Consider the following 23991-nt stretch of genomic DNA (forward strand, 5'->3'; position numbering starts at 1 on the left):
ATTTGTAATAAATAGTTTAAATTTAAATATGAAAACAAAAGAAGAATTTCAATTTTCAAATGCTGTTGTATTGGTACCCATTTTTTTTGTGTTACTTATATGGACGATATTTTGGATTGAAATTCGATTTGGTTTAGATTTTACAAAATTTGGGATTTATCCGCAAACCCTTAAAGGATTACGTGGTGTTTTGTTTAGTCCGTTTATTCATTCTGGCTTGTCTCACTTATATCATAATACCATTCCTCTATTTGTTTTAACAGCAGCTATATTTTATTTCTATAAACCTATTGCTTGGAAAATCTTAATTTATGGCATATTGTTATCGGGTTTAATAACTTGGAGTATAGGGCGACCATCTTATCATATTGGAGCCAGTGGACTTATTTATGTGTTGGTAAGTTTTACTTTTTTTAAAGGCATTTTAGCAAAACATTATCGGTTAATTGCTTTATCCTTACTTGTTGTCTTTCTTTATGGGAGTATGATATGGTATGTCTTACCTATTAAAGAAGGGGTTTCTTGGGAAGGCCATACGGCTGGTTTAGTAACTGGGATGCTTTTTGCTTTAATATTTAAAAAGGAAATTGCTAGACCTAAAAAATATGTTTGGGAAGAAGAGGATTTTAAAGAAGACGAAGATCCTTTTTTAAAACATTTCGATGATAATGGTAACTTTATTGAACACTTAGAGACTGAAACAGAACTTGAAATAGAAAAGGAGGCAAGTCCAACAATCCACTATACGTTTATTCCTAAAGAGAAACATGTAGATAGCGATGAAACTTAAAAAACAATTAACGTCTTTGCCTTATGGTTTCATAAAGTATAGCACCACACGCCACAGATACATTTAAAGATTCTATCTCACCTAATAATGGTAATTTCGCTTTAGCATCTACTAGTTTTAAAACCGATGGATTAATACCTCTACCTTCCGAGCCCATAATTATGGCACATGGTTCTATAAATGAGACATCATAAATCGTTTGATCTGTTTTTTCTGTAGCAGCAATCACTTTAATGCCAGAAGCTTGTAAATAAAACATCGCATCTTTAATATGGTCTACTTTACAAATAGGTACTTTAAATACAGCACCTGCACTTGTTTTTATAGTATCACCATTTACGGGAGCACCACCTTTTTTCTGTATTATTATAGCATCAACTCCGGTACATTCAGCAGTTCTAATAATTGCGCCAAAATTTCTAACATCACTTATTTGATCAAGAAGTAAGAACAATGGTACTTTTCCAGATTCCACTACACGTAACACAAGGTCTTCTATATTATAAAATTCTATAGGAGAAATTTGAGCTACAGCTCCTTGATGGTTTTTAGTTGTCAACCTGTTTAATTTCTCTACAGGAACATAAGAACTATTAACATTTTCTTTTCTTATCAACGTTTCTAAATCGTTAAATAGATCTCCATGTAAACCCTTTTGAAGAAACACTTTTTCGATAGTTTTTCCAGAATTTATGGCTTCTATAATGGCTCTTAAACCAAATATTTGTGTGCTATTTTCCATAAAAACAAATGTATAAAAAAAACCACCTCTTTCGAGATGGTTTTTAGAATTATAATTTGATTACTTACTATAAAGGAGTAACAGTAAAACTAAATCCATTTTTAGTTACGGTTGCAACTTCAATGTCACCACTTGTTGAATTGGTTGTATAATCATCCAAAATAATAGTTCCATTAGCAGAACCGTTATAGTTTAGAGTAACTGGCATTTCAGCACCTAAGCCTAAACTAGAAAGAGGATTATCATATAAACTAACAACTAAAGTGTAAACACCATCAGCAAGTGTTGAATCAAAATTAAGATATTCTGGACAATCACCAGTAGCTGCATCATAAATTCCAGTATCATTACCCATTGAATCCATAACTAATAAGTCGAAATCAACATCACATAAGCTGTAAGTATTCCCACCACTAACTACTTCACCAGACCAATCTAATACAGAATTAAGTGTGTCATCTACTAAATTAATAGAAACTGTAAAGTCGTTTACATTAGCATTAGCTACGTTATCGCTAGCTCCAACTTGTAAAGTTTTAGCACCAGCCATACCACTATCCCAAACAGTAACTACTCCAGTACCACTTGTTGATCCAGCAGCTAAAGCAATAGTTCCAAGCTCATAATAATCTGAACCAAGAGTTCCACCAGTTTTAACTAAAGGAATATATATATCAGCTTTAACAGCCTCTGGAATAGATACTGTTACACTAACATCATATCCATCTCCCGGGTCAATCATGCTTTCAGGAACATCTACAGCACTACTACTAGCTAAAGCTACTGTAGGAGCTGTAAAGTTTATCATACTATCTCCAGTATAATCGTCTTCACTACAAGAAGTAGTTATTACACCTGTACATAATGCAAATAAGAATAATAATTTATTTATTTTTTTCATTTTGTTTAAATTTATTAAGTGTTACTAACTAGTTTCTTACGTATGTCGAAGTATAAGCTCCTATACCAAAGAAATCATCTTGATGTTGTAATTGTAATACCCCAGTATCTTGATTCCAAGAACCACCAGTAATACAACCAATTGCACCACCTGAGTAAGTACAATAATCTGGACCACCTGAAGTACCAGATGCATCAACAACACCACCACAACCAATAGCAAAGCTACCTGGGTTAGGAATATTGTTGCTAGTACAGAATTGTAATAAACCACCATCAGCAGTTTCAGCATACCAAGTACCATCAGAGTTTTGTGTAATTGCAACTGGAGGAATTCCACCATTAGTAGTTCCAGGTCCACATACAGAATTTGTTACTGTATAGATTCCATTTAAATCACTAGCGCAATTAACAGTTAGTGCATATCTTCCCATTGGATTATGGTAGTAATATACATCCCCATCTGTTTGGTGAATTTTAACTCTAAATACAAAGTTATCACCAATTCTTAATTGGTCTTCTGTTACTCCAGAACCAGCTAAGAATTCATCTATAGTAGTAAGACTGAAAGTATAAGGAAGTGTTGTTGTTTCAGCAACTGTTACTTCAGTTTTACCTTGGTTTAAATCTCCATTGTAAATTTTAACAACTTCTAATTTAGACACACCATCCATACTACCTGAAGTTTGTAATAAATTGAAAGTCATCCCTACTTCTGTGAAAGTTACTGTTGCATCTTCAATAGGTACCCCTGATTCAGGTGATCCTAATAAAGCTCCAGAAGAGGTAGATACGCTAATTAAAACTCCAGCAGTATCTTTATCATTTAAGACTTCAGACTCATCATCAGTATCGCAAGAAAATACGGATACTAATAAAGCCAAAATCATGATTTTTGTAAAATATTTAGTTTTCATCTTTTTTATTTTTTTTTAATTAATTTCTATCCCAATCTACTTTCGTAGTCAATAAATCTGGACCTTGATTTGCAATTGCAGCAGCAAGATTTGCAGCATTTAAAGATTGTTCACTAGTAGGGTAAGTATATCTAGTTGGTATTGAATTAACACCAGGAGCATTATCTACAGCTAATGGTAAATTAGCAGGGATATCTGTTCTTCTCCACTCGTTCCATGGCTCTAAACCTTGCATATAAGTCGAAACCCATAATTGCTCAGCAATAGCTTGTGTTGAGAATGCAGGAGAGAAAGAACCTGAAGCTAAACCGTTTCTAACTAAAGAAGCATTGATACCAGCTTGGAAATAATTTGCTGCGTTACCACCAATATAACCTGCATCAGCAGCTTCTGCTAATAATAAGTTTATTTGAGCAGCAGACAATAAATATACAGGAGCATCAGCAGCCATATAAGCATCACCAATTTCAGAAACTAAACCAGGAGCATAACCTGCTAAACCTGGATTAAGGTATCCTGCTGGTTTCCCAACATATCCACCAGCATCTACTTCATTTGCGTATACTGGAAGTCTAGGATCTCCAGTTGAAAGCATATGATCTACAAGAGCTTTACCCATACACCATTCTCCAGATCTACCACCTTGTACAATTCCGTAATATGGATTTGTATTTGGTGCATTTTCTGTTGCATATGTAATAAAGGCATCATCAGAAGCATTTACAATTAAATTACCACTATTTGCTAAAGCTTGTAAAACACTTGCATCAAATTGACCAGTATCAGAAATTCTCATCATGGCTCTAAATTTAACTGAAGCAGCTAATTTTTTCCATTTAGAAATATCTCCACCATACATTAAATCTTGAGCAGGAGTAATAGCTCCAGTTCCATCTAACATTGCCATAGCAGAATCTAACATATTAAAGATCTGTCCATAAGCAGCAGCTTGAGTGTCGTAAGCTGGAAATGGGTTTGCACCTCCTTGATTAGCTTCGCTTACTGGAATATCTCCAAAAGCATCAGCTAAAGTTTGAAATGCCATTGCTTGTATAGTTAAAGCAACACCTTGAACAGCTCTATTACCTTCAGCAGCAGCTAAGGCTTGCATATCTTGAGCCTCATTAATGACACTAGTATATATGTTTACAAATAAATTATCTATAGAACCTATTCTAGGGAAATATCTATCAGCATCGTTATATACTGGCTTAGATAAATGTTGCGTCCAAGCATTTGCAGCTTCTCCTGTTAAAAAGTAATCATTTACTCTATTAACAAAAGTTCTTTCAATAAAACCTAATTCTAAATCTACAATAATTTCTGTAGGATTATTAGGATCTGTATTAACTTCATCGAAATCTTTATCACAACTAGTAAGTCCTAATGCAAGGAATAAAGACAACAATAAAGATATTTTATTATATTTTTTCATCTTTTTTTTTAATTAAAATTTAACATTTACGCTAAAGCCTATTGTTCTAGCCGATGGAGTTTGAGCATACTCTAAACCTTGTTGACCAGTACCTGTACCAAATGCAGTTTCAGGATCAATATGTGGAGCCTTTTTATAAAGTATAGCAAGATTTCTTACATTCAAACCTAAATCGATAGATTGGATTGGAATGTTATTGAATAATTTCGAAGGAATTGAATATCCTAATGAAAGTTCTCTCCATTTTACAAAAGATGCATCGAATACAGAAGATTCTGCAACCCCTTGACTAAATGCAGTAGAGTAGTAACCTTGAGCTGTTTGAACTACATTGTTAGGTACATATCCACCGTTTCCGTCAGACATTACACCATTTCCAATAACTCCAGTTTCTCTACCAGGAAGTGTTTCAGCAAGTACTCCAGATAACATACCCCAAGTATTAGTTTGAGAATATACATCACCACCACTTTTCACATCGAATAAAGTTCTAAAACTAAATCCTTTATAAGAAGCATTAAGTGCTAAACCACCAGTCCAATCTGCTTGAGAGTTTCCTAATACTTTGTATTCACTATCGTAAACAGGTAAACCATTATCGTAAATAATTTCACCGCTATCAGTACGAGCAAAAGCAGGACCGTAGATTACACCAATTGGGTAACCATTTCTAGCTTGTGTATTTACGTTCCATAAACCACCTGATGTTAAATTTACAGCATCACCAGCTATATCGCTAACTTCGTTATCGTTTTTACCAAAGTTTACATCAATTCCAAAATTGAATCCACCAGCTTCTTTGCTTCTAATAATATCAGCACCAAGAACTAACTCAATACCTTTATTTGTAATAGTAGCAGCATTATCCCATACACTAGCAAAGCCAGATGCAGCAGATACATCAACAGGTAAAATTACATCAACAGCTTCTTTGTTGTAATAAGAGAAATCTACTCTTAATCTGTTAGAGAAAAATCTTCCATCAAATCCAACTTCAAATTCTGTTTCTTCTTGAGGCTTAATGTTTTCATTCCATAAAGTTGTTCCAATAAAAGCTGTTGGGTCAGTTCCGTTTAAAGGGAAACCACTTAAGCTATAAGATGGTGCAACATTGTAAGCACTTAAAGGACCTGCACTACCAGTTTTTGCCCAAGAACCTCTTACTTTTAAGAAAGAAACTATGTTCTTATCAATGCTTAACATATCACTAGCAACAACACTTAAAGATGCAGCAGGATAGAAGAAGCTATTGTTAGATGCTGGAAGCACTGAAGCCCAGTCATTTCTACCACTAAAATCTAAATAGATATAGTTTTTATAGCTAATTTGACCTGTACCAAATAAACTGTTAATAGCACTTTCAGAACTAGTATCAGTAATTAATGGAGATGAACTAGAGTTTGATAAATTAAATAATTTATCTAAAACTAATTGTTCAGCAATACCTTGAAAAGCTCTGTATTTAGTTTTCATGATATTTCCACCAACACTTAAGTTTAAACCAAAGTCTTCACTAGCTCCAATTTTAGTATCGTAAGATAAAATGGCTTGTGTATTTACTTCATAACTATTTCTATTAGTTAAGCTGTAATACCCATTACGGTAATCTACAGTACCAAAAGAACGTTGTACCTCTCTTGTATCATCAAAATAATCGATACCAGTAGAAGCAGAAATGTTTAAGTTATCTGTAATCTCGTAAGCAAGATTCACAGAACCTAACCATCTGTTTCTTTCCCAAGGGTGTAAGTTGTTATCAAGTGCCCAGAAAGGGTTATTGTTGAAATTTAAATTCCAGTTTAGTGGAGTATAGATACCAGGATTGTTGGTTTCAATTAATGGAAGGTTTTGCCAGTCTCTTAATAAAGACCAATCAACTTGTCTTGCTCCCCATACTAATTGACCAATTTGGTTGTCTACATCACCATATCCAACTGCATTTCTGTTATCAGATTGACTTTTAACATACATTGCTGTAACTCCAGCACTCCATCTGTCACTTAAATCAAAGTTCACATTTGCAGAAATATTGTATTTTTTCAAATCTGTATTGTAAATAATACCTTCAGCATCTGTTAATCCCATAGATAATCTATAAGAAGCATTATCAGAAGAACCATTTAAAGATAACGTGTTTGTTGTAGATAATCCAGTGTTATAGAAATCATCTTTCACACTGTCAGGGTTAGAAACCCATGGTTGTGCTTGTGGATTGTCTGGATTGTCAATTAATGATTGGAATTGAATAAAATCAAAACCAGCATCTAAAGCAGGTCCCCAACTTTCGTCAGTACCACCGTCTCTAGAAATAGCTCCACCATCATAACCAAAACCATCTTTAAATTCAAAGTAACTTGGTGAGTGACCTTGACCATAAGAGTTTTGATAATCTGGGAAGATATAAGGATTAGAGAAACTTACATTACTAGATAATGAAATACCTAAAGCTTCTTTTTTAGATCCTGTTTTAGTTGTAATTACAATTACACCATTTTGACCTCTCATACCATACAGAGATGTTGCAGCACCACCTTTAAGAACATTTAAACTTTCAATGTCTTCAGGGTTGATATCTGCAAGACCATTAGGTAAATCTGTACCTGAATTTGTTTCTGCAAATGTAGAGTTGTTCATTATTACACCATCAACAACAATTAAAGGCTGAGAGTTTCCGTAAATAGTAGAAATACCTCTAATCGTAATACGCGTAGAAGCACCTATATCTCCAGAAGATTTAGTAATGTTAACCCCAGCTACTTTACCTGATAATGCGTCAACGACGTTTGTAACAGGAACTGTGGTTAATTCATCAGATTTAAGGTTTTGGGCAGAATACCCAATACTTCTCTCTTCTTTTTTAATACCAAGAGCCGTTACAACAACTTCATCAATTGCAGTAACATCTGGTGCCATACTAAAACTCATGTTGTTGGAAGCTCCAACAGTCATTTCTTTTTTAGTATAACCTACGAAAGAGTAAGATAAGACATCACCAGCACTTGCAGATATGGAGTAATTTCCATCAAAATCTGTTTGTGTACCATTTGTCGTACCTTTTACAATAATATTAACTCCAGGAAGGGGTAACCCGTTTTCATCGGACACAGTTCCTGAAATTGTTTTTTCCTGTGCAAACGTAAATTGCACAACAAACGCTAGGAATAGCGTTAAAATTCCACTAAACTTTGTTTTCATTTTATATTTTATTTGAATTAGTCTACGCCAAAAATCATAATAAAAAGTTAATTAAACAATATTTAAGGGTTAAAATTTCATTTTTTTTTAAAAATAGCCTCATTTTTAGTTAATATACCCTTAAAAAAATGCTGTTAAACTTAAATGTACTTGAGAATTAGAGAACTTAAAGGATTGATTTTCTGTTTTCCCATTCGCAAAATTAAATTTTAAGAGTCCAGCTTTTGTAATTAAGCCAAATCCAAACCCAAAACCATATAACTTTTCTTTCTGCTCCGTTATTTTATTTTCAAAATAAGCGGCGTCTATAATTGTATGAACATAGATACTATTGTTAAACATATATCTGTATTCTGTATTAAATAGCCCATATAGAGTTGCAGATAAACTATTTTCCTCAAAACCTCTTATGGAATTGATACCTCCAAAACGAATTAATTCATTTTCGAGATAGGTGTCGGAAAATAACCCATAGCTATTAACTCTAAAGTAAATGCTGTTTTTAAGGTTTAGATGGAATATATGAAAAGCATCAAAATAATATTGATACTGTTTTGTTGAAGTGTTCTCGTAGTCGCGAGACCCTGTTTCAACTTGAAAATCTAATAACGAAGTCGTGCTAAATAATACACTTTCTTTTTGTCGTTTTTTATATTGATACCTTACATTATAAAACAAAGTTTTAAAATCCTTTATAAGTGGGTCTCTATAAATGGAATCTAATAAGTTGTTTGATTGAATAGATCTTACTCCTGCAAATACTTTGTTTCTTGGGTTTAATTGATAAAATAATTTAGCATTTTGGTTAGAGGTTGAATACGATGAATCTCTTTTTAATAACCCTAACTCTAATTCTGTGCCTAATGGTGTGCCAAATATATATGGGAGGTTTAATTTAACATTAAATGTTTTTTGCTCATTTTCATCACTTTTATATATTAACCTAAAAGACTCTCCATAATTTAAATTATTAATAAGCTCTAAATTTAGGTAGCCACTAAATTCAATGTTGTTGGTTTCTTCATTGGTGCCAAACCCTATGAAACCATCAAAATTGTTACTCCTGCTTTTGTCAATATATAAATATACCGTTGTCGAATCTTTACTGAATAATATTTCGGGATCTTTTATTTGGTTAGCAAAAGGTAATTCGCTTAAAGATTTGGATTGATTCTTAATTTCAGATAGATTGAAAATGTCGCCTTCTTTTATTTTTAAATAATATTTTAAATACGATTTTGGAAATTTCTCATAACCTTTCACAACAATCTTATCGATATGGCGAATCATTATTTTGTCAGACAATATTAGAGTGGCATCAATTTCAGAGTTGTTTTTAATTTTGATGTTCGAAAGTTTTAATGTGCTAAAAGGGTCACCTAATTCTGAAAGTTTTAAATTAATAGTGTTTAGGGTTTTTTCTGTATTTTGAATTGCGATTGTAAAATACCTATCTGTAATTTTATTAGACACTAATTGTATGATTTTTCTAGGTAGCAAACTATCATTAAAATAGATGTTGATGTATTCAAATTTTCTATTCAGATTCATGTTAACAACTAAAGAAGAGTCATTTTCTCTTTGTATTGCCGACATGACACTCTCTATATAACCAATAGTATTTAATTTAGATTTAAATTCAGAGACCTCTTTTGATACAGATTCATAATCTTTATGCTGCTTGACATATTTAATAGAGTCAATAACTTTGTTCTCTAAACTGTCTTTACCTGTAATTTTTAAATTCAAAGTCTGGCAAGTAGCTTCTATTGAAAATAGGCTATATATAATAAGTAGTAAAATGGGTATTCTAGACACGTATATTTGTAAATAGCTATTTGAATTGTAAAACTAACGCAAAAAGCAGACTTATTATATATTGACAACTTTAATTTTTTTAATTCAAATAAAATCTTCGAAAGAATCAAGGTGTATATTTTTATTTAGAAGGCTTTAAAATATAGAAGTTAGAAGGGAGTGTCCTGTAAGTGAATTCAGTATTTTTTAAACACTTCAAAAAAAAAATCGTCTATCAAGTGAAAATTAATCAATTAACGTTTGAAAAATTAAAATATATTTCTACCTTTGCAGCCCTCTAATAAGAGGTATTAGTAAAATATTATAGAAAATATATGCCAACAATTTCACAATTAGTACGAAAAGGAAGAACCAAAATAACCAAGAAGAGTAAATCGGTTGCTTTAGATTCGTGTCCACAAAGACGTGGAGTATGTACTCGTGTTTATACTACAACACCAAAAAAACCTAACTCAGCAATGCGTAAAGTAGCAAGGGTAAGGTTGACAAATGGTAAAGAAGTAAATGCTTACATCCCAGGAGAAGGACACAATTTGCAAGAGCACTCGATAGTATTGGTTAGAGGTGGAAGGGTAAAAGATTTGCCAGGAGTTAGATATCATATCGTTCGTGGAGCCTTAGACACAGCAGGTGTTGCAGGAAGAACACAGCGTAGATCTAAATACGGAGCGAAACGCCCTAAAAGTTAATTAAAGAAAACTTAAGAAGAAGACATGAGAAAAAGAGCAGCAAAAAAGAGACCGCTTTTACCAGATCCGCGTTTTAATGATCAGTTAGTGACACGTTTCGTTAACATGATGATGTGGGATGGTAAAAAGTCAGTAGCTTTTAAAGTGTTTTACGATGCTATTGACATTGTAGATCAAAAGAAAACAGAAGAAGAAAAAACAGCTTTAGAGTTGTGGAAAGACGCTTTATCTAACGTTATGCCTCACGTAGAAGTACGTAGTCGTAGAGTTGGTGGTGCAACATTCCAAATTCCTATGCAAATTCGTCCAGATAGAAAAGTTTCTACTGCAATGAAATGGCTTATTAGCTATTCTCGTAAAAGAAACGAAAAGTCTATGGCGCAAAGATTAGCATCAGAGATTTTAGCAGCAGCTAAAGAAGAAGGAGCTGCAGTTAAAAAGCGTGTTGATACACACAAAATGGCTGAAGCAAATAAAGCATTTTCACACTTTAGATTTTAATATAAAATGGCAAGAGATTTAAAACTTACTAGAAATATTGGTATTGCAGCTCATATTGATGCTGGAAAAACCACTACAACAGAACGTATCTTGTTTTATACAGGTGTGTCTCATAAAATTGGAGAAGTTCATGATGGAGCTTCTACAATGGACTGGATGGAGCAAGAAGCAGAAAGAGGTATTACAATAACTTCTGCAGCAACAACTTGTGATTGGACGTTTCCTAAAGAAAATGGAGAGCCAACAGAAGATGCTCAAGATTACCATTTTAACATTATTGATACTCCTGGTCACGTAGATTTTACGGTTGAAGTAAATCGTTCTTTACGTGTATTAGATGGTCTAGTGTTTTTGTTTAGTGCAGTAGATGGTGTAGAACCACAATCTGAAACTAACTGGAGACTAGCAGATAACTATAAAGTGCCTAGAATTGGTTTCGTTAATAAAATGGACCGTCAAGGATCTGATTTTTTAGGTGTTTGTCAACAAGTAAAAGACATGTTGAAGTCTAATGCAGTGCCAATTGTTTTGAACATTGGTGATGAAGAAGACTTTAAAGGTATTGTAGATTTAGTTAAAAACAGAGCTATTGTATGGCATGATGATAACTACGGATCTACTTTCGATGTTGTTGATATTCCTGAAAACATGAAAGATGAAGTACGTAAATATCGTGCTTTATTAATCGAAGAGGTAGCAAGTTATGATGAGGACTTATTAGAAAAATTCATGGAAGATGAAGATTCTATTACAGAAGTAGAAGTGCACGCTGCGCTTAGAGCTGCTGTAATGGATATGGCTATTATTCCTATGGTTTGTGGTTCTTCATTTAAAAACAAAGGTGTGCAGTTCTTATTAGATGCTGTATGTCGTTACTTGCCTTCTCCAATGGATAGAGAAAGCGTTATAGGTACTAATCCTGAAACAGGCAATGAAGAAAGACGTAAGCCTAGTGTTAATGAGCCTTTTTCAGCATTAGCATTTAAAATTGCAACAGATCCTTTCGTAGGACGTTTAGCATTCTTTAGAGCTTATTCTGGTCGTCTAGATGCAGGTTCTTATATCTTGAATAACCGTTCAGGTAAAAAAGAACGTATTTCTCGTATCTATCAAATGCACTCTAATAAACAAAATGCTATCGATTTTATTGAAGCTGGAGATATTGGAGCAGCAGTAGGATTTAAAGATATTAAGACTGGTGATACTATGTCTGACGAAAAACATCCTATTGTCTTAGAATCTATGGACTTCCCTGATCCAGTAATTGGTATTGCAGTGGAACCTAAAACAAAGGCAGATGTCGATAAATTAGGAATGGCTTTAGCTAAATTAGCTGAAGAAGATCCTACTTTTACAGCAAGAACAGACGAAGCTTCAGGACAGACTATTATTTCTGGAATGGGTGAGCTTCACTTAGATATTATTGTTGATCGTTTACGTCGCGAATTTAAAGTTGAAGTAAACCAAGGACAACCTCAAGTAGAGTATAAAGAAGCTATTACAGCTTCTGCAGATCATAGAGAAGTTTACAAAAAACAATCTGGTGGTCGTGGTAAATTCGCAGATATTGTATTTACGGTAGAGCCAGCAGATGAAGGAGTAGTAGGTCTACAATTTGAATCAATCATTAAAGGTGGTAACGTTCCTAAAGAATTTATCCCTTCTATTGAAAAAGGATTTAAAATGGCAATGGTTAATGGACCATTAGCAGGATACGAAATAGACTCAATGAAAGTAACATTGAAAGATGGATCTTATCACGATGTCGATTCAGATCAATTATCGTTCGAATTAGCAGCTAAGTTAGGATTTAAAAACTGTGCAAAAGCAGCTAAAGCTGTAATCATGGAGCCTATTATGAAGCTTGAAGTTATCACTCCAGAAGAAAACATGGGTGATATTGTAGGAGATTTGAATAGAAGAAGAGGTCAAATGAGTAGTATGGGAGATAGAGCTGGTGCAAAAACTGTAAAAGCTACTGTACCATTATCTGAAATGTTTGGTTATGTAACAACCTTAAGAACATTATCATCAGGTCGTGCGACATCAACAATGGAATTTTCACATTATGCGGAAACTCCTTCAAATATTTCAGAAGAAGTAATCAAAGCAGCTAAAGGCGTAGAAGCTTAAAACTAAAAGAAAATGAGTCAGAAAATTAGAATAAAATTAAAGTCTTACGATCACAATTTAGTTGATAAGTCTGCTGAAAAGATTGTAAAAACAGTAAAAAGCACAGGAGCTGTTGTAACGGGACCAATTCCATTACCAACTCACAAGAAAATTTTCACTGTATTGCGTTCACCACACGTAAATAAGAAGTCTAGAGAACAATTTCAATTAAGCTCTTATAAGAGATTATTAGATATTTACTCTTCATCTTCTAAAACAATTGACGCTTTAATGAAACTTGAATTACCAAGTGGAGTTGAAGTAGAGATTAAAGTGTAAGTGTAAGTAAACATGTCCTTAACGATGGTTAAGGAAAAACGGAAAAATACAATTCAAGGCTGAAACGTATTTTTCAGCCTTGAATTTTAATAAATAGAATAGTAATAATTAATAATTAATAAATATGTCTGGGTTAATAGGAAAAAAAATCGGTATGACCAGCATTTTCGATGAAAATGGAAAAAACATTCCATGTACAGTAATCGAAGCTGGACCATGTATCGTTACCCAAGTCAGAACTGAAGATGTTGATGGCTATAGTGCTATCCAACTTGGTTTCGATGACGCGACAGAAAAAAGTGCTACTAAAGCTGACTTAGGTCACGCTAAAAAAGCAGGGACTTCTGTAAAACGCAAAATCGCTGAGTTTAAGGGTTTTGATGAGGAGTACAAATTAGGTGATGCAATCACTGTAGAACACTTTACAGAAGGAGAATTCGTAGATGTTTCTGGAATTTCTAAAGGTAAAGGATTTCAAGGGGTTGTTAAACGTCACGGTTTTGCGGGTGTAGGTCAAGCTACTCACGGACAACATAACCGTTTAAGAGCACCAGGTTCTATTGGAGCTGCATCTTATCCTGCAAGAGTATTCAAGGGAATGAAGATGGCAGGAAGAATGGGAACCGATAAAGTGAAAGTTGAAAATTTAAGAGTTTTAAAAGTAGTTGCTGAAAAGAATCTACTTGTGGTTAAAGGATGTGTTCCTGGTCATAAAAACGCTTATGTAATTATTCAAAAATAATGAAAGTAGCAGTTTTAGATATAAACGGAAAAGAAACTGGAAGAAAGGCAGACCTTTCTGACGCAGTTTTCGCTATTGAGCCTAACAATCATGCTGTATACTTGGATGTTAAACAATATTTAGCAAACCAAAGACAAGGAACTCACAAGTCGAAAGAAAGAGCTGAGATTTCTGGTAGTACACGTAAGATTAAAAAACAAAAAGGAACAGGTACAGCAAGAGCTGGATCTATTAAGTCTGGTGTTTTTAGAGGTGGTGGACGTATGTTTGGTCCTAGACCAAGAAACTACGGCATCAAACTAAACAAAAACCTAAAGCGTTTAGCACGTAAATCGGCCTTTAGTATTAAAGCAAATGAGAAATCTATAGTCGTATTAGAAGACTTTAATTTTGATGCTCCAAAGACTAAAAACTTTACAGCTGTTTTAAAAGCTTTAGACCTAGAAAACAAAAAATCTCTCTTTGTGTTGGGTGCTTCAAATAATAATGTATATTTGTCGTCACGCAATTTAAAAGGACTTGAAGTTGTAACAAACACAGAATTAAGCACTTATAAAATATTAAATGCTAATCAAGTAGTATTGTTAGAGAGTTCTTTAGAAGGAATTGAATCGAATTTAAGTAAATAAGAAACAGATGAACATCTTAATTAAACCTATAATCACAGAAAAAGCGACTGCAGATAGCGAGTTAAGAAACTGCTATACTTTCGCAGTGAATACCAAGGCGAACAAGGTAGAAATCAAAAAAGCGGTGGAAGCTGCTTATGGAGTTTCTGTTGAAAAAGTTCGTACTATAAATGTCCGTCCAGATAGAAAAACTAAGTTTACAAAAACTGGTATTCAACATGGTAAAACAAATGCTGTTAAAAAGGCAATTGTACAACTGGCGGAAGGTGAAATGATTGATTTATACAGTAACATGTAATTAAAGACAAATGTCAGTAAGAAAATTAAAACCAATCACACCAGGACAGCGATTTAGAGTAGTAAATGGGTATGACGCCATAACTACTGATAAGCCGGAAAAGAGTTTACTCGTTCCGAACAAAAGGTCTGGTGGTAGAAACAGTCAAGGAAAAATGACCATGCGCTATATAGGTGGAGGTCATAAAAGAAAGTATCGTATTATCGATTTTAAGCGTAACAAAGCTGGTATTCCTGCTGAAGTTAAGTCTATCGAGTACGATCCAAACAGAACCGCTTTTATCGCATTATTGAATTATCAAGATGGTGAAAAAGCATACATTATTGCACAAAATGGATTACAAGTAGGTCAAACAGTAGTATCAGGCGATACTGCTCCTACCGAGATTGGTAACGCTATGCCATTAAGTAATATTCCTTTAGGAACTATTATTTCTTGTATAGAGTTGCGTCCAGGGCAAGGAGCTATTATGGCTCGTAGTGCTGGTACTTTTGCACAATTAATGGCAAGAGATGGTAAGTTTGCAACTATTAAACTTCCGTCTGGTGAAATCCGTTTAGTGTTAGTAACATGTATGGCTACAATAGGCGTTGTCTCTAACTCAGATCATCAATTGTTAGTATCAGGTAAAGCTGGTAGAACAAGATGGTTAGGTAGAAGACCTCGTACAAGACCAGTAGTAATGAATCCTGTAGATCATCCAATGGGTGGTGGAGAAGGAAAATCTTCTGGTGGACATCCACGTTCTAGAAATGGTATACCTGCTAAAGGTTATAGAACCCGTTCTAAAACAAAAGCGAGTAATAAATATATTGTAGAACGTAGAAAGAAATAATAAGTCATGTCAAGATCATTAAAAAAAGGACCTTACGTTCATTATAAACTAGAGAAGAAAGTTGCTACAAATGTAGAAACTAACAAGAAAACAGTAATCAAAACGTGGTCTAGAGCCTCGATGATTACTCCAGATTTTGTTGGACAAACAATTGCAGTACATAACGGTCGCCAATTTGTTCCAGTTTACGTAACTGAAAACATGGTAGGTCATAAGTTAGGAGAATTTTCACCAACAAGATCTTTTAGAGGTCATGCAGGTGCTAAAAACAAAGGTAAAAAGTAGTAAGCTATGGGAAGTCGTAAAAAACAAATGGCAGACGCTATTAAGGAAGCAAAAAAAGAAATCGCTTTTGCTAAACTTAATAACTGTCCTACATCACCGAGAAAAATGCGTTTAGTAGCCGATTTAGTAAGAGGCGAACGCGTAGAGAAAGCGCTTAATATTTTAAAATTTAGCCAAAAAGAAGCATCTAACCGTTTAGAAACTTTGTTACTGTCTGCAATTGCAAACTGGCAAGCAAAGAACGAAGATGCAAGTATTGAAGAAGCTGAATTATTTGTTAAGGAGATTCGTGTAGATGGTGGATCAATGTTAAAAAGATTGCGTCCAGCACCACAAGGTCGTGCACACAGAATTAGAAAACGTTCAAACCACGTAACATTAGTGGTAGGAGCTAACAATAACACACAAAGTTAAGATAGAAGTATGGGACAAAAAACAAATCCAATCGGAAATCGCTTAGGAATTATCAGAGGATGGGAATCTAACTGGTACGGAGGAAACGATTATGGCGACAAACTTGCCGAAGACGATAAGATCAGAAAATACGTACATGCACGTTTATCCAAAGCTAGTGTTTCAAGAGTAATTATCGAAAGAACTCTTAAACTTGTAACCGTTACTATCACTACCGCTAGACCTGGTATTATTATCGGAAAAGGTGGCCAAGAGGTAGACAAGTTAAAAGAAGAACTTAAGAAAATTACAGGTAAAGAAGTTCAAATAAACATATTTGAAATTAAAAGACCGGAACTTGATGCGCAATTAGTAGCAGCAAGTGTTGCTCGTCAAATTGAAAATCGTATTTCATATAGACGTGCAATCAAAATGGCAATCGCTGCAACTATGCGAATGAATGCAGAAGGAATTAAGATCCAAATTAGTGGTCGTTTAAATGGTGCTGAAATGGCACGTAGCGAACATTATAAAGATGGTCGTATTCCATTATCTACATTCAGAGCCGATATTGACTATGCTTTAGTTGAGGCCCATACTACTTACGGTAGATTAGGGATTAAAGTATGGATCATGAAAGGTGAAGTATATGGTAAAAGAGAACTTTCTCCGCTTGTTGGATTATCTAAGAAGCAAGGAAAAGGTGGAGCCGGAGGACGTGGTGGAAATAATAAACCTCGTCGTAGAAAGTAATTTTTTAAAGAACAAGAAAAATGTTACAGCCTAAAAAAACAAAATTTCGTAAGCAACAAAAAGGACGTATGAAAGGAAATGCCGGAAGAGGGCACCTTTTATCAAGTGGTACTTTTGGTATAAAATCATTAGACACTAGCTTTGTTACTGCACGTCAAATAGAAGCTGCACGTATTGCTGCTACTCGTTATATGAAAAGAGAAGGGTCGTTATGGATTAAAATATTTCCAGACAAGCCTATTACAAAGAAACCTCTTGAAGTACGTATGGGTAAAGGTAAAGGTGCTGTAGAATACTGGGTAGCATCTGTGCTTCCAGGAAGAATATTATTTGAAGTAGGTGGAGTGCCTTTAGACGTTGCAAAAGAAGCATTACGTCTAGCAGCACAAAAACTACCAGTTAAAACTAAGTTTATAATTGCTCGAGATTACGAAGCATAATTTATTTGATATTATGAAACAATCAGAAATTAAAGAATTATCTGTAGCTGAGTTGCAAGAGAAGCTTAGTGAAACTAAAAAGAGTTATTTAGATTTAAAAATGACTCACACAATTTCTCCTTTAGAGAACCCAATTCAATTACGTAACGTTAGAAGAGACGTAGCTAGAATTGCGACTGAATTAACTAAAAGAGATTTACAATAATTCTGCCGAAATGATGGAAACAAGAAATTTAAGAAAAGAACGTATAGGAATCGTTACTAGTAACAAAATGCAAAAATCAATAGTTGTTGCAGAGGTTAAAAAAGTAAAACACCCTATGTATGGAAAGTTCGTGTTAAAAACAAAGAAATATGTGGCGCACGACGAAACAAACGATTGTAATATTGGAGATACTGTAAAGATCATGGAAACAAGACCTATGAGTAAATCTAAATGTTGGAGATTAGTTGAAATAATTGAAAGAGCTAAATAATTATGATACAAACAGAATCAAGATTAAAGGTAGCTGATAACACTGGAGCAAAAGAAGTATTAACCATACGTGTTCTAGGTGGAACTAAAAGAAGATACGCTTCTGTAGGTGACAAAATAGTTGTTACAGTAAAAGATGCAACACCTAATGGAAACATTAAAAAAGGTGCTGTTTCTACTGCAGTAGTAGTACGTACTAGAAAAGAAGTAAGAAGACCAGATGGATCTTATATTAGATTTGATGATAATGCATGTGTTTTATTAAACCCAACGGGTGAAATGAGAGGAACTCGTGTATTTGGTCCTGTTGCAAGAGAACTTCGTGATAAACAATTCATGAAGATTGTATCATTAGCACCTGAAGTGCTTTAATACAAAATAAAATGACAAAGCTTAAAATTAAATCGGGAGATACTATAAAAGTAATAGCTGGAGATCATAAAGGGTCTGAAGGTAAAGTACTTAAAGTATTACTAGATAAAAACAAAGCGATCGTTGAGGGAGTAAACATGGTTAAGAAACACACAAAACCAAGTGCACAAAATCCTCAAGGTGGAATCGTAGAAAAAGAAGCAGCTATTCAAATTTCTAACTTATCATTGTTAACTTCAAAAGGAGAAACAACAAGAGTTGGATATAGAATGGAAGGCGATAATAAAGTAAGATTTTCAAAAAAATCAAACGAAGTAATATAGTTATGGCATATACACCTAGACTTAAAGAAGAGTACAAAAGCAGAATAACTGCAGCTCTTACAGACGAATTTGGTTATAAAAACATCATGCAAGTGCCAAAACTTCAAAAGATAGTCTTATCTAAAGGAGTTGGAGCAGCTGTTGCTGATAAAAAATTAATTGATCATGCTATTGATGAATTAACAACTATAACTGGACAAAAGACCGTTGCGACTATCTCTAAAAAAGATGTTGCATCATTCAAATTACGTAAAGGGATGCCAATTGGTGCAAAAGTAACTTTACGTGGTGAAAGAATGTACGAATTTTTAGACCGTTTAATTACTTCAGCCTTACCTCGTGTAAGAGATTTTAATGGAATAAAAGCGACTGGATTTGATGGTAGAGGAAATTACAACTTGGGTATTACTGAACAAATTATTTTCCCAGAAATCGATATCGATAAGGTGAATAAAATATCAGGAATGGATATTACATTTGTAACTACTGCTGCAACAGACAAAGAAGCAAAATCATTATTAACAGAATTAGGATTACCTTTTCAAAAGAATTAAGATATGGCTAAAGAATCAATGAAAGCCCGTGAGGTAAAAAGAGCAAAAACAGTAGCTAAATATGCTGAAAAACGTAAAGCTTTAAAAGAAGCTGGAGATTATGAAGCATTACAAAAGTTACCTAAAAATGCTTCCCCTGTAAGAATGCACAACCGTTGCAAACTAACAGGAAGACCTAAAGGTTATATGAGAACATTTGGTATTTCTCGTGTTACATTCAGAGAAATGGCCAATCAAGGTTTAATACCAGGAGTTAGAAAAGCTAGCTGGTAATATAAAAGAATTATAAACTGGTTTTAGGTTTAACAATAAAGTTAAAAACCGATTCCGAAATTTAATAACTATGAATACAGATCCAATAGCGGATTATTTAACAAGAATTAGAAATGCTGTGCGTGCTAACCACAGAGTAGTAGAAATACCTGCTTCTAATTTAAAAAAGGAAATTACTAAAATATTATTCGAACAAGGATATATTTTAAGTTACAAATTCGAAGACAATGCTGTACAGGGAACAATTAAAATTGCTCTTAAGTACAACAAAGAAACAAAAGAATCTGTAATTAGAAAGATTCAAAGAATAAGTAAACCAGGTTTACGTAAGTATGCAAGTTCTAAAGAATTACCTAGAATTTTAAATGGTCTTGGTATTGCTATAGTTTCAACGTCTCATGGCGTAATGACTGGCAAACAAGCTCAAAGAAATAACGTAGGTGGAGAAGTACTTTGTTACGTTTACTAATTAAAAGCGAATAAGACATGTCAAGAATAGGTAATAACCCAGTAGCAATTCCAGCAGGAATTACAGTTGATATTAACGATAATGTTGTAACAGTAAAAGGAAATTTAGGAGAATTATCTCAAGAATATTCTGATGTTACAATTAAAGTTGAAGATGGAAATGTGTTAGTAGAACGCCCTTCAGATTCTAAAGTACACAAAGGAAAACACGGACTTTACAGATCTCTAATTAATAATATGATTAATGGAGTATCTAAAGGATGGACAAAAGAATTAGAATTGGTTGGTGTTGGTTATAGAGCATCAAATCAAGGACAAAAATTAGATTTAGCCTTAGGGTTTTCACATAACATTGTTTTAGATATTGCATCTGAAGTTAAAGTGGAAACAATTTCTGAAAAAGGAAAAAATCCAATAGTAAAATTAACATCTTCAGACAAACAATTAGTTGGTCAAGTAGCTGCAAAAATACGTGGATTTAGACCACCAGAGCCTTACAAAGGTAAAGGGGTTAAGTTTGTAGGAGAAGTACTAAGAAGAAAAGCAGGTAAATCAGCTTAATAATTAAGTTATGGCATTAACAAAGAACGAAAAACGATTAAGAATTAAAAGCAGAATTCGTAAAATAGTTTCAGGAACTGAAGCTAGACCAAGATTATCTGTTTTTAGAAGTAATAAAGAAATTTATGCTCAAGTAATTGATGACGTATCTGGTAAAACTATCAGTGCAGCATCATCTAGAGATAAAGACATTAGTTCTGCAAAAGGTACCAAATCAGAAATTGCTGGTTTAGTAGGTAAAGCAGTAGCTGAAAAAGCCCTTAAGGCTGGTGTAGATTCAATCTCTTTTGATAGAGGTGGATACCAATACCATGGTAGAGTAAAATCATTAGCAGAAGGAGCTAGAGAAGCAGGACTTAAATTCTAAGAAATTATGTATCAGAAATACAAAAGCGCAGAGTTAGTAAAACCAAGTGGATTAGATCTTAAAGATCGTTTAGTTGGTGTTCAAAGAGTTACAAAAGTAACTAAAGGTGGTAGAGCATTCGGATTTTCAGCAATTGTTGTTGTTGGAGATGAAGCAGGTGTCGTTGGTTCCGGTTTAGGGAAATCTAAAGACGTAGCTAGTGCTATTGCAAAAGCAGTAGAAGATGCTAAGAAAAATTTAGTACGTATTCCTTTAGTAAAAGGAACTTTACCACACGAACAAAAAGGTAAATATGGTGGAGCAAGAGTAAATATTATACCTGCAGCACCTGGAACAGGAGTTATTGCTGGAGGTGCTGTGAGAACAGTACTTGAAGCAGTTGGAGTACACGATGTATTATCTAAATCTCAAGGTTCTTCAAACCCTCATAATGTTGTTAAAGCTACATTCGATGCATTATTACAATTAAGAAATGCTAAAACGATAGCTCGTGATAGAGGTATATCACTAGAAAAAGTTTTTAAAGGTTAATAACAGAAAACGATGGCAAAGATAAAAGTAAAAAAAGTTAAGAGTGCGATCAAGCGTACATTAAGACAAAAGCGTACATTAGAAGCTCTAGGTCTTAAAAAGATTGGTCAAGTAGTAGAGCACGATGCCACACCAAATATTCTTGGTATGGTTGCTAAAGTTTCACATTTAGTTTCTGTAGAGGAAGCTTAAAAATATAACACTGAAAATGGATTTAAGTAATTTAAAACCTGCAGAAGGTTCAGTTAAAAGTCAAGGAAAACGTATTGGTCGTGGTCAAGGTTCTGGAAAAGGTGGCACAGCAACAAGAGGTCATAAAGGAGCGAAATCTCGTTCAGGATATTCTAAGAAAATTGGTTTTGAAGGTGGTCAGATGCCTCTTCAAAGACGTGTACCAAAGTTTGGCTTTACTAACATAAATCGTATAGAACATCAAGGAATTAATCTTGATACTTTACAACAATTAGTAGACGAAAAGAAAATTAAAGATACTTTAGATTTTGAAACACTTGTTGCTTTAAGATTAGCTAGAAAAAATGAACTAGTTAAAATTTTAGGAAGAGGCGAATTAAAAGCTAAATTAAAAGTATCTGCTCATAAGTTTACCGCTTCAGCAAAAGCTGCGATTGAAGCTGCAGGAGGAGAAACTGTAACTTTATAATCACAAACAAGCGCATGAAATTTATAGAGACACTTAAGAATGTTTGGAAAATAGAGGAATTAAGAAACAGAATCATTGTAACACTTGGTCTGTTATTAGTTTATCGTTTTGGCGCACAAGTGGTTTTACCTGGTATTGATGCTTCTCAATTAGAGAACCTGCAAAGCAATACTGAGTCAGGATTATTAGGATTACTTAATGCATTTACAGGAGGAGCATTTGCTAATGCTTCTGTTTTTGCTTTAGGAATTATGCCTTATATCTCTGCTTCAATTGTAGTTCAGTTAATGGGAATTGCTATTCCATATTTGCAGAAATTACAAAAAGAAGGAGCTAGTGGTCAAAAGAAAATAACTCAAATTACACGTTGGTTAACAATTGCCATTTGCTTGGTGCAAGCACCAGGTTATTTAGCTAGTTTACCAACAGCATTTGGTATTCCACAAAGTGCCTTTTTATTAGGTACTGGAGGATTGTTTTATTTTTCATCTATAGTTATACTAGTTACAGGCTGTATTTTTGCTATGTGGTTAGGAGAAAAAATTACCGATAAAGGTATTGGTAATGGAATCTCATTATTAATTATGGTTGGTATTATAGCAACATTACCAAAAGCATTTTTGCAAAATGCATCTTCTAGATTAGAAGGGAATAACGTCATGTTAATTCTTTTCGAGCTAGTAATCTGGTTAGTCATCATTTTAGCATCAATTATGTTAGTTATGGCTGTTAGAAAAATAGCTGTTCAATATGCTAGAAGAACTGCTTCAGGAGGTTATGAGAAAAACGTTATGGGCTCTAGACAGTTTTTACCATTAAAATTAAATGCTTCTGGAGTTATGCCAATTATCTTTGCTCAAGCCATTATGTTTGTGCCAAGTCTAATAGGTGGATCTTCTTTCTTAAAAGATACTGGAGCAGGACAATGGATGCAAACAAATTTTGCTGATATATTTGGATTTTGGTACAATTTTGTATTTGCGTTATTAATTATAGTATTTACATACTTTTATACGGCAATTACAGTACCAACAAACAAAATGGCAGACGACTTAAAACGTAGTGGTGGTTTTATTCCTGGTATTCGACCAGGTGGTGAAACTTCCGAATATTTAGATAAAATAATGTCGCAAATTACATTGCCAGGATCTATATTCTTAGCATTAATAGCTGTGTTCCCAGCCATTATAGTAAAGCTAATGAGTGTACAATCTGGATGGGCATTGTTTTTCGGAGGAACCTCACTATTAATTATGGTTGGAGTTGCAATTGATACTATGCAACAAGTAAATTCTTACTTGTTAAATAGACATTATGACGGCTTGATGAAAACAGGTAAAAATAGAAAAGCAGTAGCTTAATTTATATATACTATGGCAAAACAAGCAGCAATAGAACAAGATGGAACAATAATAGAAGCATTATCAAATGCCATGTTCCGTGTTGAACTAGAAAATGGTCACATTGTGACAGCGCATATATCTGGTAAAATGCGTATGCATTACATAAAATTATTACCAGGAGACAAAGTAAAATTAGAAATGAGTCCTTACGATTTAACTAAGGCTAGAATAACTTATAGATACTAACAAG

The 23991-nt window shown here is 33.9% G+C and carries 33 protein-coding genes; 27 read left to right on the forward strand and 6 right to left on the reverse strand.

Annotated features, from left to right (window positions below):
- Positions 1–28: 28 nt before the first annotated feature.
- A complete protein-coding gene (locus ACI5KZ_RS10825; RefSeq protein ID WP_406847641.1) occupies positions 29–790 on the forward strand; it encodes a rhomboid family intramembrane serine protease in 762 nt (253 codons plus the stop codon).
- 7 nt (positions 791–797) lie between these two features.
- On the opposite strand, the gene rlmB is transcribed toward ACI5KZ_RS10825, so the two are convergent.
- The 6 genes from rlmB to ACI5KZ_RS10855 form a co-directional block, all read right to left on the reverse strand.
- Complete coding sequence (rlmB, locus tag ACI5KZ_RS10830; RefSeq protein ID WP_406847642.1) at positions 798–1532, reverse strand: 23S rRNA (guanosine(2251)-2'-O)-methyltransferase RlmB; 735 nt, start codon at positions 1530–1532, stop codon at positions 798–800.
- Positions 1533–1599: 67 nt separating this feature from the next.
- Positions 1600–2433, reverse strand: coding sequence for a hypothetical protein (locus ACI5KZ_RS10835; protein ID WP_406847643.1), 834 nt, complete (start codon positions 2431–2433; stop codon positions 1600–1602).
- Positions 2434–2461: 28 nt separating this feature from the next.
- A complete protein-coding gene (locus tag ACI5KZ_RS10840; RefSeq protein ID WP_406847644.1) occupies positions 2462–3349 on the reverse strand; it encodes a hypothetical protein in 888 nt (295 codons plus the stop codon).
- Between the two features lie 19 nt (positions 3350–3368).
- A complete protein-coding gene (locus tag ACI5KZ_RS10845) occupies positions 3369–4784 on the reverse strand; it encodes a SusD/RagB family nutrient-binding outer membrane lipoprotein (RefSeq protein WP_109308660.1) in 1416 nt (471 codons plus the stop codon).
- A gap of 12 nt (positions 4785–4796) precedes the next feature.
- Entirely contained in the window at positions 4797–7979 is a 3183-nt protein-coding gene (locus ACI5KZ_RS10850) for a SusC/RagA family TonB-linked outer membrane protein (protein ID WP_406847645.1), read from the reverse strand.
- Positions 7980–8099: 120 nt separating this feature from the next.
- Positions 8100–9728, reverse strand: coding sequence for a POTRA domain-containing protein (locus ACI5KZ_RS10855; RefSeq protein WP_406847646.1), 1629 nt, complete (start codon positions 9726–9728; stop codon positions 8100–8102).
- A 383-nt stretch (positions 9729–10111) separates the two neighbouring features.
- Between ACI5KZ_RS10855 and rpsL the strand changes: the two genes are divergently transcribed.
- From rpsL to infA, 26 genes are all read left to right on the forward strand, one after another.
- Positions 10112–10486, forward strand: coding sequence for a 30S ribosomal protein S12 (gene rpsL / locus ACI5KZ_RS10860; protein ID WP_109308662.1), 375 nt, complete (start codon positions 10112–10114; stop codon positions 10484–10486).
- Between the two features lie 24 nt (positions 10487–10510).
- Positions 10511–10987: a 30S ribosomal protein S7 gene (gene rpsG / locus ACI5KZ_RS10865; protein ID WP_109308663.1), complete on the forward strand. Its 477-nt coding sequence runs from the start codon at positions 10511–10513 to the stop codon at positions 10985–10987.
- Between the two features lie 6 nt (positions 10988–10993).
- Positions 10994–13120 (forward strand): elongation factor G, encoded by a 2127-nt coding sequence (fusA, locus tag ACI5KZ_RS10870; protein ID WP_109308664.1) that lies wholly within the window; start codon positions 10994–10996, stop codon positions 13118–13120.
- Between the two features lie 12 nt (positions 13121–13132).
- On the forward strand, positions 13133–13438 hold the full coding sequence (gene rpsJ, locus ACI5KZ_RS10875) for a 30S ribosomal protein S10 (protein WP_010181931.1): 306 nt from the start codon (positions 13133–13135) through the stop codon (positions 13436–13438).
- A 124-nt stretch (positions 13439–13562) separates the two neighbouring features.
- Positions 13563–14180: a 50S ribosomal protein L3 gene (gene rplC / locus ACI5KZ_RS10880; RefSeq protein ID WP_109308665.1), complete on the forward strand. Its 618-nt coding sequence runs from the start codon at positions 13563–13565 to the stop codon at positions 14178–14180.
- The gene (gene rplD, locus ACI5KZ_RS10885) at positions 14180–14809 is read left to right on the forward strand and encodes a 50S ribosomal protein L4 (RefSeq protein WP_109308666.1); all 630 of its coding nucleotides are present in this window, start codon (positions 14180–14182) and stop codon (positions 14807–14809) included. Before rplC ends, rplD begins: the two co-directional genes overlap by 1 nt.
- A 7-nt stretch (positions 14810–14816) precedes the next feature.
- A complete protein-coding gene (gene rplW / locus ACI5KZ_RS10890; protein WP_040492195.1) occupies positions 14817–15107 on the forward strand; it encodes a 50S ribosomal protein L23 in 291 nt (96 codons plus the stop codon).
- A 10-nt stretch (positions 15108–15117) separates the two neighbouring features.
- Entirely contained in the window at positions 15118–15942 is an 825-nt protein-coding gene (gene rplB / locus ACI5KZ_RS10895; RefSeq protein WP_109308667.1) for a 50S ribosomal protein L2, read from the forward strand.
- Positions 15943–15948: 6 nt separating this feature from the next.
- Positions 15949–16227 (forward strand): 30S ribosomal protein S19, encoded by a 279-nt coding sequence (rpsS, locus tag ACI5KZ_RS10900; RefSeq protein ID WP_109308668.1) that lies wholly within the window; start codon positions 15949–15951, stop codon positions 16225–16227.
- Positions 16228–16233: 6 nt separating this feature from the next.
- Entirely contained in the window at positions 16234–16641 is a 408-nt protein-coding gene (rplV, locus tag ACI5KZ_RS10905; protein ID WP_109308669.1) for a 50S ribosomal protein L22, read from the forward strand.
- Between the two features lie 9 nt (positions 16642–16650).
- Positions 16651–17373, forward strand: coding sequence for a 30S ribosomal protein S3 (rpsC, locus tag ACI5KZ_RS10910; RefSeq protein WP_109308670.1), 723 nt, complete (start codon positions 16651–16653; stop codon positions 17371–17373).
- Positions 17374–17393: 20 nt separating this feature from the next.
- On the forward strand, positions 17394–17813 hold the full coding sequence (rplP, locus tag ACI5KZ_RS10915; protein ID WP_109308671.1) for a 50S ribosomal protein L16: 420 nt from the start codon (positions 17394–17396) through the stop codon (positions 17811–17813).
- 13 nt (positions 17814–17826) lie between these two features.
- A complete protein-coding gene (gene rpmC, locus ACI5KZ_RS10920) occupies positions 17827–18018 on the forward strand; it encodes a 50S ribosomal protein L29 (protein ID WP_109308672.1) in 192 nt (63 codons plus the stop codon).
- Between the two features lie 13 nt (positions 18019–18031).
- Positions 18032–18289, forward strand: coding sequence for a 30S ribosomal protein S17 (rpsQ, locus tag ACI5KZ_RS10925; RefSeq protein WP_040288031.1), 258 nt, complete (start codon positions 18032–18034; stop codon positions 18287–18289).
- Between the two features lie 2 nt (positions 18290–18291).
- On the forward strand, positions 18292–18660 hold the full coding sequence (gene rplN, locus ACI5KZ_RS10930; RefSeq protein ID WP_007650464.1) for a 50S ribosomal protein L14: 369 nt from the start codon (positions 18292–18294) through the stop codon (positions 18658–18660).
- 11 nt (positions 18661–18671) lie between these two features.
- Positions 18672–18983 (forward strand): 50S ribosomal protein L24, encoded by a 312-nt coding sequence (rplX, locus tag ACI5KZ_RS10935; RefSeq protein ID WP_109308673.1) that lies wholly within the window; start codon positions 18672–18674, stop codon positions 18981–18983.
- Positions 18984–18985: 2 nt separating this feature from the next.
- Positions 18986–19537: a 50S ribosomal protein L5 gene (gene rplE / locus ACI5KZ_RS10940; RefSeq protein WP_109308674.1), complete on the forward strand. Its 552-nt coding sequence runs from the start codon at positions 18986–18988 to the stop codon at positions 19535–19537.
- A 3-nt stretch (positions 19538–19540) separates the two neighbouring features.
- Entirely contained in the window at positions 19541–19810 is a 270-nt protein-coding gene (gene rpsN, locus ACI5KZ_RS10945) for a 30S ribosomal protein S14 (RefSeq protein ID WP_034043320.1), read from the forward strand.
- A 70-nt stretch (positions 19811–19880) separates the two neighbouring features.
- Entirely contained in the window at positions 19881–20279 is a 399-nt protein-coding gene (rpsH, locus tag ACI5KZ_RS10950; RefSeq protein ID WP_109308675.1) for a 30S ribosomal protein S8, read from the forward strand.
- Between the two features lie 17 nt (positions 20280–20296).
- Positions 20297–20839: a 50S ribosomal protein L6 gene (gene rplF / locus ACI5KZ_RS10955; protein ID WP_109308676.1), complete on the forward strand. Its 543-nt coding sequence runs from the start codon at positions 20297–20299 to the stop codon at positions 20837–20839.
- 10 nt (positions 20840–20849) lie between these two features.
- Positions 20850–21206 carry a 50S ribosomal protein L18 gene (gene rplR / locus ACI5KZ_RS10960; protein WP_109308677.1) on the forward strand — a complete coding sequence of 119 codons (357 nt, stop codon included), beginning with the start codon at positions 20850–20852 and terminating at the stop codon, positions 21204–21206.
- A gap of 6 nt (positions 21207–21212) precedes the next feature.
- On the forward strand, positions 21213–21737 hold the full coding sequence (gene rpsE / locus ACI5KZ_RS10965; RefSeq protein ID WP_109308678.1) for a 30S ribosomal protein S5: 525 nt from the start codon (positions 21213–21215) through the stop codon (positions 21735–21737).
- 12 nt (positions 21738–21749) lie between these two features.
- Positions 21750–21929 carry a 50S ribosomal protein L30 gene (gene rpmD, locus ACI5KZ_RS10970; protein WP_109308679.1) on the forward strand — a complete coding sequence of 60 codons (180 nt, stop codon included), beginning with the start codon at positions 21750–21752 and terminating at the stop codon, positions 21927–21929.
- Between the two features lie 16 nt (positions 21930–21945).
- Positions 21946–22398, forward strand: coding sequence for a 50S ribosomal protein L15 (gene rplO, locus ACI5KZ_RS10975; protein ID WP_109308680.1), 453 nt, complete (start codon positions 21946–21948; stop codon positions 22396–22398).
- Between the two features lie 14 nt (positions 22399–22412).
- Positions 22413–23759 (forward strand): preprotein translocase subunit SecY, encoded by a 1347-nt coding sequence (gene secY, locus ACI5KZ_RS10980; RefSeq protein WP_109308681.1) that lies wholly within the window; start codon positions 22413–22415, stop codon positions 23757–23759.
- Between the two features lie 12 nt (positions 23760–23771).
- Positions 23772–23987 (forward strand): translation initiation factor IF-1, encoded by a 216-nt coding sequence (gene infA, locus ACI5KZ_RS10985; RefSeq protein ID WP_007094967.1) that lies wholly within the window; start codon positions 23772–23774, stop codon positions 23985–23987.
- Positions 23988–23991: the final 4 nt, after the last annotated feature.

This window comes from Xanthomarina sp. GH4-25 (genome assembly GCF_045363175.1).
Taxonomy (GTDB): domain Bacteria; phylum Bacteroidota; class Bacteroidia; order Flavobacteriales; family Flavobacteriaceae; genus Xanthomarina.